The organism is Acinetobacter sp. YH12136 (genome assembly GCF_013418545.1).
GTDB lineage: Bacteria > Pseudomonadota > Gammaproteobacteria > Pseudomonadales > Moraxellaceae > Acinetobacter > Acinetobacter towneri.
The window spans coordinates 1-9,343 of record NZ_VPBV01000048.1 but is presented as its reverse complement, the minus strand read 5'-3'; the positions used below and the strand labels follow the sequence as shown (position 1 = coordinate 9,343).

At 43.3% G+C, this 9,343-nt stretch carries 12 protein-coding genes; 7 read left to right on the top strand and 5 right to left on the bottom strand.

The features are described from left to right. Window positions 1-302: 302 nt before the first annotated feature. Entirely contained in the window at window positions 303-680 is a 378-nt protein-coding gene (locus FTU71_RS13990; protein WP_180112115.1) for a GNAT family N-acetyltransferase, read from the bottom strand. A 97-nt stretch (window positions 681-777) separates the two neighbouring features. On the opposite strand from FTU71_RS13990, the gene hisB reads away from it, so the two are divergent. The 6 genes from hisB (at window position 778) to FTU71_RS13960 (ending at window position 5,254) form a co-directional block, all read left to right on the top strand. Continuing rightward, complete coding sequence (gene hisB / locus FTU71_RS13985; protein WP_004974403.1) at window positions 778-1,371, top strand: imidazoleglycerol-phosphate dehydratase HisB; 594 nt, start codon at window positions 778-780, stop codon at window positions 1,369-1,371. Next, window positions 1,371-1,988, top strand: a complete 618-nt coding sequence (gene hisH, locus FTU71_RS13980; protein ID WP_104852663.1) for an imidazole glycerol phosphate synthase subunit HisH — start codon at window positions 1,371-1,373, stop codon at window positions 1,986-1,988. Before hisB ends, hisH begins: the two co-directional genes overlap by 1 nt. 169 nt (window positions 1,989-2,157) lie before the next feature. Beyond that, the gene (locus FTU71_RS13975) at window positions 2,158-2,622 is read left to right on the top strand and encodes a DUF805 domain-containing protein (RefSeq protein WP_180112114.1); all 465 of its coding nucleotides are present in this window, start codon (window positions 2,158-2,160) and stop codon (window positions 2,620-2,622) included. A gap of 163 nt (window positions 2,623-2,785) precedes the next feature. After that, window positions 2,786-3,463 (top strand): 3'-5' exonuclease, encoded by a 678-nt coding sequence (locus FTU71_RS13970; RefSeq protein ID WP_168542174.1) that lies wholly within the window; start codon window positions 2,786-2,788, stop codon window positions 3,461-3,463. 67 nt (window positions 3,464-3,530) lie between these two features. Next, window positions 3,531-4,262: a 1-(5-phosphoribosyl)-5-[(5-phosphoribosylamino)methylideneamino]imidazole-4-carboxamide isomerase gene (hisA, locus tag FTU71_RS13965; RefSeq protein WP_168526034.1), complete on the top strand. Its 732-nt coding sequence runs from the start codon at window positions 3,531-3,533 to the stop codon at window positions 4,260-4,262. An 83-nt stretch (window positions 4,263-4,345) separates the two neighbouring features. Beyond that, a complete protein-coding gene (locus FTU71_RS13960) occupies window positions 4,346-5,254 on the top strand; it encodes a DMT family transporter (RefSeq protein WP_180112113.1) in 909 nt (302 codons plus the stop codon). Between the two features lie 55 nt (window positions 5,255-5,309). Here FTU71_RS13960 and FTU71_RS13955 read toward each other — a convergent pair whose 3' ends face one another. From FTU71_RS13955 to FTU71_RS13945, 3 genes are read right to left on the bottom strand one after another with little or no spacing between them, the layout of a single operon-like run. After that, entirely contained in the window at window positions 5,310-5,714 is a 405-nt protein-coding gene (locus tag FTU71_RS13955) for a hypothetical protein (protein WP_180112112.1), read from the bottom strand. A 40-nt stretch (window positions 5,715-5,754) separates the two neighbouring features. After that, the gene (locus FTU71_RS13950; RefSeq protein WP_004974388.1) at window positions 5,755-6,384 is read right to left on the bottom strand and encodes a DUF1294 domain-containing protein; all 630 of its coding nucleotides are present in this window, start codon (window positions 6,382-6,384) and stop codon (window positions 5,755-5,757) included. A 12-nt stretch (window positions 6,385-6,396) separates the two neighbouring features. Then, window positions 6,397-7,347, bottom strand: coding sequence for a homoserine kinase (locus FTU71_RS13945; protein WP_179996676.1), 951 nt, complete (start codon window positions 7,345-7,347; stop codon window positions 6,397-6,399). 113 nt (window positions 7,348-7,460) lie between these two features. Here FTU71_RS13945 and hisF point away from each other — a divergent pair, with 113 nt between their 5' ends. Beyond that, on the top strand, window positions 7,461-8,219 hold the full coding sequence (gene hisF, locus FTU71_RS13940; protein ID WP_004974384.1) for an imidazole glycerol phosphate synthase subunit HisF: 759 nt from the start codon (window positions 7,461-7,463) through the stop codon (window positions 8,217-8,219). Window positions 8,220-8,575: 356 nt separating this feature from the next. Here the strand turns inward: hisF and FTU71_RS13935 are convergent, their stop codons facing one another. Next, complete coding sequence (locus tag FTU71_RS13935) at window positions 8,576-9,190, bottom strand: hypothetical protein (RefSeq protein ID WP_154320231.1); 615 nt, start codon at window positions 9,188-9,190, stop codon at window positions 8,576-8,578. Window positions 9,191-9,343 lie beyond the last annotated feature (153 nt).

Genomic DNA, 9,343 nt, shown 5'->3' with positions numbered 1-9,343 from the left:
CAGTATTTTTCTTAATAGTGACTATATTACAAGTATTTAAAACGACATTTCGTGTCGTTCATATGGTTTACTCCAGTCGCTTATATCCTCGTGCTGAACCACGAGGTTTTACGCTCCAGTGGATAAACTTCTTTCACAAATCCGATTAAAACCATACTTCAATCCCCCATCATCCTCTTACGGAAGATATTCCTCATCCCTGAGCCATATATGGCGCAAGAGAAGGGATTTTCGATACTAATTTAATTTTGACCTATACGGATAAACTGAAAAGACAGACACAACGTCAGCTTTTTAAAAACTCACAACTTACCCAAATGCGCCAAACAACGATGAATCGCACCACAACCCGGCTGAAAGTGCTGCACACCTTTGGCTTCTTCCATACGGCACACCTCACTCACCAAACGATCTGCCACACCTCGACCACGGTTTGCAGGATGCACCACAATATATTCAAGCGTACGATGATCATCTTGCCCTGTGCACCAAATCGCACCAATCACTTTAGTATTAAATTCTGCCGTGTAAAGTAGGGTATACTGAGCTAAGTTCTGCTCAAGTTGGCTTACCGCATCTTGCCCATCGCCAAATTCAGGGCTGGTATCATACAGTCGCTCAAGCTGGCTGCGCACTTCGTTATTTTCTAGTGAAGTATAGGCATGTACGGTAATAGGCATTGATTAACCCTCCTGAGCAATCTAATATGCTGAGACTTCGTCACAGCGAAAACATATTTACATCAATCATTTTTGACGTTTTTTGAGGAACGTGTCTATGACCCAACGTATCAGTGAAGTGGTAAGAAATACCAACGAAACTAAAATTCGAGTTCGTGTGAATCTGGACGGTACGGGTCAAGGCACACTCAATACTGGCATTCCATTTTTAGACCATATGATTGATCAAATCAAGCGACATGGTTTGTTTGATATTGATATTCATTGTGATGGCGACTTGGAAATTGATGATCACCACACCGTAGAAGACTGCGGGATCACGCTTGGACAAGCTTTTGCTCAAGCCTTGGGTGATAAAAAAGGTTTAAAACGCTACGGTCACTTTTATGCACCGCTCGATGAATCTTTAAGCCGTGTCGTGGTGGATTTATCAGGCCGTCCAGGTTTATTTATGGATATTCCATTTACCCGTGCGCGCATTGGTAGCTTTGATGTAGATTTATTCTCAGAATTCTTCCAAGGCTTTGTCAACCACGCGTTAATGACGCTGCACATTGACAATCTTAAAGGCAAAAACAGCCACCACCAAATTGAAAGCGTATTTAAAGCATTTGCACGTGCTTTACGCATGGCATGTGAAGTAGACCCACGTGCTGAAAATACTGTGGCTTCGACCAAAGGGACACTCTAATGACCCGAATTGCCCTTCTTGACTATGGCATGGGAAATTTACACTCGGCAGCCAAAGCTTTAGAGCATGTGGGTGCCACGGTGGATGTCACCAATGATCCAAAACTGATTGCACAAGCCGATAAAATCGTCTTTCCTGGCGTGGGTGCCATGCGTGACTGTATGCAGGGCATGCATGAAGCAGGAATTGATGAGGTGGTACGTAATGCAGTCTTTAATAAGCCTGTACTCGCCATTTGTGTGGGCATGCAAGCCTTGATGCAACGTTCTGAAGAAAATGGCGGTGCAGATGCGTTGGGTATTTTTGCTGGTACGGTTAAACGCTTTCCAGAAGTGGAAGGCTTAAAAGTACCGCACATGGGTTGGAATCAGGTACATCAACATGACCCGAGCCACCCAATGTGGAACAACATTGAACAAGACGCGCGTTTCTACTTCGTGCACAGTTTCTATGTTGAACCACAAGATGACAGCATTGTGGCTGCAACCTGTGATTATGGTCTGACCTTCTGTACTGCACTGCATCAAGATAACTTGTTTGCAACGCAGTTCCACCCTGAAAAGAGCCATACTGCGGGCTTACAGCTACTTAAAAATTTTGTGGAATGGAAAATTTAAGTTTTTCAAAGCACTGAATTTTTTCTAAAGCCGAGTGAATCTCGGCTTTATTTTTGCGTGAATGTTTTTCACTTTTCATCTGCTATTTTATTGTTTAAAATTAGCACGTTTTTTATACCTTTAATTCAAAAAAATTTTAACTCAATTTAAAAACCAAGGAATTACAACAATGAGTCAATATGTAGAAGATTCTGCACTGAGTGCAACGGGGCGTTTTGGTCGCATGTCTTTTTTAGCTTGGAACTGCTTACTCAGTTTCGCACTGACCCTGCTTATTTTAGTCATTGCAATTATTGCACCTAATCTTTTGGTCGATCTAAGCTCAGGCTCTATGGGCATTGGCATGATCTTACTTGTTATTATTTATATCGTTGCATTCTACTTTAGCTTTATTTTTACCATCCGCCGCCTACATGACCGCAATCATACGGGTTGGTTGTCTTTGCTGATTTTAGTGCCTGTGGTCAATATTATTCTGGGTTTATATCTGATCTTTGCCTCGGGCGATGACCGTCAGAATAGCTATGGTGCGCCACGTCCAACCGCAGGTTGGGAAAAAGTACTGGCTTGGATTTTCATTGTCCTAATTATTTTGGCAATCCTTGGCGGCTTATTTTCTGGCTTTATGGCATAGCGGCCTAAATCATACCCCATTGAAGTTTAAAATAGTCCACACTGCTTGGGCTATTTTTTAACTTTTAAAATTTTCAAGCAAAGTGATATTTCAATATTTTAGACTTTGCCAAATTCTGCAAAATTCTTTAGGCTAAAACGGCTTCTTTACCGCTTTGAATATTATGGATCAAACCCGTTTGCGCACCCTGCCAAGCCCTGAGCAAATTCAACAATTACCACACTTTGAAAATCTGCCCCGCGCGCAGATTATGCTGATTCAAACGCTGGAACAATGCCTTGAAGTGGAAGCAGAATTAAAAACCGCAGCCGTTTTGGGTTTCGACTCCGAATCTAAACCCACCTTTAATGTCGGTGAAGTGTCTACGGGCCCGCATTTAATTCAACTGGCAACGCTAGAAAAAGCCTATTTATTTCAGGTCAATGCCGATATTTGGCAATTTTTACAACCGATTTTTGCCAATCGGGATCAAATTAAAGTCGGTTTTGGGCTTAAAAATGATGCCCATTTATTTCGTAAAAAAGGCATGCAGTTGAATAGCGTGATTGAATTATCCAAGTGTTTTGGCAGTTTTGGCTTTAAAAGTCCATTGGGGCTCAAAAATGCCATGGCCCTGTTATTTCATGTGAATTTTCCCAAAAGTAAAAGCATCAGCACCTCAAACTGGGCACGTCAATCACTTAGCGAAGCGCAAATTGCCTATGCCGCTGCCGATGCCTACGCACCTGTATTGGTATTTGAAGAATTAGGGCGTTTAGGTTTATTGCCCGATCACATTCCCAACAGTTCACTCAAATTGCGGATTCGCCCATCTAAAACAAAACCTGCAACAGATGCTTAGAGATTTAACAATACTTTGTTAAGATGCACAGATTGAATTCAATAAGTTTTTGGCAAGGAGCGAAAGCATGCTGATCATCCCTGCAATTGACCTGAAAGATGGCAAGTGTGTTCGTTTAAAACAAGGTCGTATGGAAGATGATACTGTATTTTCTGACGATCCAGTGGCGACTGCACAGCACTGGGTAAATGAAGGCGCGCGTCGCTTGCATTTAGTCGATTTAAACGGCGCTTTCGCAGGTACGCCAATTCATAAACCTGTGGTCGAAGCCATTGCAAAATCACAACCTGAGCTTCCAATTCAAATTGGTGGTGGTATTCGTTCACTCGAAACCATTGAACACTATTTAGATGCTGGCGTGTCTTTCGTGATTATTGGCACTAAAGCCGTGCAAGAGCCTGCTTTTGTAGAAGAAGCATGCAAAAAGTTTGCAGGACACATTATTGTCGGAATTGACGCCATGAATGGCATGGTGGCAACCGATGGCTGGGCCAACGTGACTGACGTCAAAGCGACTGATTTAGCCAAACGTTTTGCCGATGCAGGCGTATCTAGCATTGTCTATACCGATATTGCCCGTGACGGCATGATGCAAGGTGTAAACGTTGAGCAAACCGTAAACTTAGCGCAATATTCAGGCTTGCCTGTGATTGCATCGGGTGGTGTAACCAACTTAGATGACGTACGCAACTTAAAAGGTCAGCCAGGCATTCTAGGCGCTATTACAGGTCGTGCAATTTATGAAGGCACTTTAAGCCTGCGTGAAGCGCAATTGCTGTTAGATGAACAAGCCTTGTAATTGGTTCTGAGATGCTCAAAGAGGTCTACGGACCTCTTTTTTATTGATTTTTGCGCTTCCTCACCTATTTTTTATCCGTTTTTATGTCTCATCTTACCCATACATTGCGTCATAAAGCTCCACAACTGGCGTTAATGTTCATCACGCTGATTTGGGGCGCGACCTTTATTACGGTGCAATATGGCTTAAATTTCAGCAGCCCAATTTTATTTGTGGCCTTACGTTTTGCTGCAGCAACGTTAGCCGTTGCACTGCTGTCATGGCGTAGTTTAAGTGCGATCAACCTATATGAAGTTTTTGCAGGTTTTGCAATTGGTGCTGTGATTGCACTGGGTTATGCCACCCAAACTATAGGTTTACAAAGTATCAGCAGCAGTGAATCTGCATTTTTGACTGCGCTGTATGTCCCGCTTGTGCCGCTGCTGCTATGGTTATGCTTTGATCAACGTCCGCATGTCATGACTTGGTTGGGTGCTATTTTGGCATTTGTAGGCTTGGTCTTTTTAACAGGCAATGGCTTAGGCGCAATTCAGTTAAGTTTTGGACAAGCCATTACTTTAATCGGTTCAATTGCGATTGCCTTTGAAATTATTTTAATTAGCTATTTTGCCAATCGGGTCAATTTAAAGCGCGTTACCCTCATCCAACTGGGTTGTGCATCGTTATTGTGTTTTGCGATTGCACCATGGGTTGGAGAAACTCAATTGCCCGAATTTCAGTGGTCACTCCTTGCTGTTTTGCTCGGCTTAGGCATTGCCAGTGCCGTGATTCAATTGGTGATGAACTGGGCGCAACGACAAGTAGACCCTGCGCAAGCTGCTATTATTTATGCAGGTGAGCCTGTTTGGGCCGCATTGATTGGACGTTTGGCAGGCGAGCGCTTGGCAGTTCTGGCGTTGTTCGGTGGACTACTGGTGGTTTTAGGCGTGCTGGTCAGCGAATGGCGACCAAAATTTTTTAAACGTAACTCATGCTCCCAAAAAGCTGAATAAACAGCATCTCGGCGAGATCGCTCAAAAAATTTTAAAAAGACCAATGAACGTGGATTTAATGATACATCGGTAAATTGTCATTCACACGAATTAAACCGCGTATGGCACGGTAAACCATCCATAACCATGAAATAGCAACTACTGCGATACAGAAAAGTGTCGCAGCCAAAGTCATACTGGCAAAGCTTTGCGCATCTGGACTAAAGAACACCAAAAAGAACGGCACAAAGGCCACAATATTCCAAAACAGATACCACCAGAAGCTGCGAATTTGCCAAGTAAAATGACTGGCAAAAATTGAACCTTGTACATCACTACGTTTTAAATAGTTGATGATTAAGGCAATCACGGCCAATATCCCCGCAGAAAAAATCGCCACGATATACAGCACATATAAAATCATGGTCAATGAACGATGTGGGTCTTGATCTACTGAATATGAATGCTCTGCGTCTGACATAATGCACCTGACAAGCCTGTTACTGGAACAATATTCCCAATTAGATGTTAAGCTGATTCAACGGAGAAATCATCCATAAAATCAGAAAGATATTTAAGCCTATCGTACAAAAATAAATCTTACCAAAGGGTTGTTTTTGTGTTTTATGGCGTAATTTTTGTTGTGCTAACCATGCTGCAGGCCAACCCCCTAAAAAAGCCACAATATGCAAGTTATTTTCAGGAATACGACGTCCACCCTGCTGTGCAGCTTCTTTATCTTGTGCATACAGCCAATAACTCAGCGCATTCATCAAACTGATGAATAATAACAACATACCACTGAGCAATCCCAACAGCATCAGCAAAGCCAAAGCAACAATATAAGCCACACACAATATTTGCATCGGCTGCATTTTTTGCGTGCTGTTGGATATTTTTGTACTCACAGCAGATGCCTTTGCCGCCTTGGTCTGCGAAGCTTTTAAATACACCGCTTGCTGCGCTCGGTAACGTCCACGCTCATCCACAGTCACTGTGTATTCTAAGGCACAGCCCACAATTGGACGTGGACCTTGTCGGGCGAAGTCCTTAATGTGTAAAAACACGCGATCTTTTTGGTGGTCATTCGGCTGAATAAACCCATAACCCTGCTCATCAAACCATTCGACTAAACGCCCTTGATCACGCATGTTCTATATCCCTCAAGCTGTCACAAACTTTAAGCGTTCAATCAGCATATTCCGCATTTCATCTGGATTTTTCTGCAGAATATCTGCGCCTGTCCGCCCTTCTGCCGCATTTTTAGCAGCCACCTGCAAACGCATTAACCAAAAACGTCCTGCCGCCATTGCCAAATACAGTTCTAAACAAGCCTTTTCGTCTTGGGTTAAAGGACGCACGGTTTCGTAGGCATTTAAAAATGCCATCGCCTTGCTTTCATTTAAGCTCAACTCAGGAAAGTCGGTACAAAAATCATTTAGGGTAATCGCAATATCAAACAGCAATTCATCTTGATTTAATTCATAAAAATCTAAAATGCCTTGCAACTGATCATCTGCAAACAAGGTATTGTCACGGAATAAATCCGAGTGAATAAAACCTTTAGGACGCTGCGGATAGACTGCGGTTAAGGCTTCATACAAGCCCAAAAGTTTGGACAGTAAGGCTTGATCGGCCACATGCATGCTTGGTTTTAATTGGCGTGCGACCCCTGCCCAATAAGCGTGATCACGTACATGATCGCGCTGCAAAGGAAAATTTTGTAAGGCCACATGCATTTTGGCTTGTGCAATCGCAATCGCTTCCACTTGCGCCACTGTTGCCAGTGTCGGATGCTGCCCAATTAAACGCGGTGCAATTTGTGCAGGTTTTTCTTTTAATTGGTGAATGGCTTGTCCCGAATAGGATAAAGGCACTGCCACAGGCAAACCCGCTTGCCCCAAATGCTGTAATACAGGAATTAATTCGCCTGCCGCTTGCTGATCTAATTCTTCAAAAATGGTCAGCACGTACTCGTTTTGATTGTCGCAACGCAAAAAATAATTGGTATTTTGAATCCCCCCTTGAATGGGAATCAGCTCGACCACCTCCAATCCATAAGGCGCTGCAAAGACCTGAACTTCCTTTAAAGTCAAAGGAGTATAAACCGACATAGAAAACCTGCGAAAAACCTGAGCTAAGTTTGATAGAATACCCGCTCCATCTGCCAAGGTGTAGCGCTTGTGTGGGTGAGTTTCATAATCGGCTGTAATAATTGGAAAAATTTATGCTAGCGAAACGTATTATTCCTTGCCTAGACGTAGATAATGGTCGCGTGGTTAAGGGCGTGCAATTCCTTGATATTCGTGATGCGGGCGACCCTGTCGAAGTGGCGCGTCGTTATAATGAACAAGGTGCCGATGAAATCACCTTTTTAGACATTACCGCTACCCATCATGGTCGTGATACGACTTATCGTACCGTAGAACGTATGGCAGAAACCGTGTTCGTGCCCCTCACCGTTGGTGGTGGCGTGCGCAAGGTTGAAGACATTCGCCTATTATTGAACGCAGGTGCAGATAAAGTCAGCATTAACTCTGCAGCCGTGTTTAACCCAGAATTTGTGCAAGAAGCCTCACAACGTTTTGGCGCACAATGTATTGTGGTTGCTATTGATGCGAAAAAAACGGGTGATAACAAATGGGAAATTTTCACCCACGGTGGTCGTAAACCCACTGGTATTGACGCAATTGAATGGGCTGTGAAAATGGCGGACTACGGCGCAGGTGAGTTGTTGGTCACCTCAATGGATGCCGATGGCACCAAAGCAGGCTATGACTTGGCGCTCATGCGTGCCATCAATGACCGTGTAACTGTACCCACCATTGCGTCTGGCGGTGTAGGTAATTTACAGCACTTGGCCGATGGTATTTTAAAAGGCGGTGCAGATGCGGTACTAGCTGCCTCAATTTTCCACTTTGGTCAGCACACTATTCCAGAAGCCAAACAATATTTGGCAGCGCAAGGCATTGAAATGCGTTTGTAAAATCATAGTGCAAACGAACTGTGAAAAGTGCAATCTGAGGATTGCACTTTTTTTAGCTTAAAATTGAAGTAAAGGTAAAATTTAGGCAGAAAAAAAGGAGTCCGAAGACTCCTATCAACTCAAAAAACCACAGCGCTGAGGTTCTTTTATCTTTTTAAATAGACTTATAAAAAAATAATCAACAAAATCAATTTATCATCACACAATATTCAACCGAAACATCCGTGGATATTTCACTGCACACAATATACGCAGAGCTTTAGCTGAAATATTGACCAAAAACACCAAAAACATTGACCATTTGCGACAAGACTTGCCCAAGCTGTCAGTACAAACCTTCATTTGCTGCAATACAGTTAAGATAACTGCTCTGCCACAGCTAATTTTTTCTCGACCCATTTGGCAGGAAAATATGCAGCAGACAGATGGTTTAAACCCTGTGCAATCACCCGAGGTAAGGCAATGCCTAACGGATTTTGCTCCTGTAAGGCAGGGGCTGAAATGACTCGCGTTCCTAAAATATAATCAAACCACGGTTTGGTCACGCACCAGTTCGCATCCTGATTGCTGTTCATGTGATGGTCATAATGCCACGGAATTTTCTTAACTGCCCACTCTGGCTCTAAATGCGCACGACGGTGAATATAATAATAATTCGCAGCACTATATAGCGCAGCCAAACTCATACCCTTAGAAATTGGATAGAACACGCCACTGGCCACCGTTGCCACCACAGCCAAAGACACAATTTCATTTTTGGTACGCCAGTTGCGAATCCCTTCGACATAGCCATGATCGTGAAAACTGGTTTTACGCACTTCACGATGATGTTCCCAATGTGATTTCATACTTTCAGGCACAGGACTATAACGGCGCTGCCCTGCTCGATGCGTTCCGTGCAAAATATATTTATGTGCCACCCATTCAAAACCATTGGCAACCACCAAACCTGCTAGAAATCCTTTCCACATCGCTATTTCTGTTCCTTAAAATGTAGTCAAACATAGTCAAGGACTAATTCGCACTCTGTTAATGTCTTGTTGCCAAGCGTGTAACTAGAGCCTGAGTCGGTCAGTTCCGACTTGTAGCGGTCAGTCCGTTCTTGCAATATACGCTTTACAGTT

What these genes read in the sequence shown, in the direction of transcription:
- FTU71_RS13960 (WP_180112113.1), top strand. Translation starts at nt 4,346, where the DNA reads ATGTCTCATCTTACCCATACATTGCGTCATAAAGCTCCACAACTGGCG.
- FTU71_RS13945 (WP_179996676.1), bottom strand. Translation starts at nt 7,347, where the DNA reads ATGTCGGTTTATACTCCTTTGACTTTAAAGGAAGTTCAGGTCTTTGCA.
- FTU71_RS13975 (WP_180112114.1), top strand. Translation starts at nt 2,158, where the DNA reads ATGAGTCAATATGTAGAAGATTCTGCACTGAGTGCAACGGGGCGTTTT.
- FTU71_RS13990 (WP_180112115.1), bottom strand. Translation starts at nt 680, where the DNA reads ATGCCTATTACCGTACATGCCTATACTTCACTAGAAAATAACGAAGTG.
- FTU71_RS13950 (WP_004974388.1), bottom strand. Translation starts at nt 6,384, where the DNA reads ATGCGTGATCAAGGGCGTTTAGTCGAATGGTTTGATGAGCAGGGTTAT.
- FTU71_RS13935 (WP_154320231.1), bottom strand. Translation starts at nt 9,190, where the DNA reads ATGTGGAAAGGATTTCTAGCAGGTTTGGTGGTTGCCAATGGTTTTGAA.
- hisH (WP_104852663.1), top strand. Translation starts at nt 1,371, where the DNA reads ATGACCCGAATTGCCCTTCTTGACTATGGCATGGGAAATTTACACTCG.
- hisF (WP_004974384.1), top strand. Translation starts at nt 7,461, where the DNA reads ATGCTAGCGAAACGTATTATTCCTTGCCTAGACGTAGATAATGGTCGC.
- hisA (WP_168526034.1), top strand. Translation starts at nt 3,531, where the DNA reads ATGCTGATCATCCCTGCAATTGACCTGAAAGATGGCAAGTGTGTTCGT.
- FTU71_RS13970 (WP_168542174.1), top strand. Translation starts at nt 2,786, where the DNA reads ATGGATCAAACCCGTTTGCGCACCCTGCCAAGCCCTGAGCAAATTCAA.
- FTU71_RS13955 (WP_180112112.1), bottom strand. Translation starts at nt 5,714, where the DNA reads ATGTCAGACGCAGAGCATTCATATTCAGTAGATCAAGACCCACATCGT.
- hisB (WP_004974403.1), top strand. Translation starts at nt 778, where the DNA reads ATGACCCAACGTATCAGTGAAGTGGTAAGAAATACCAACGAAACTAAA.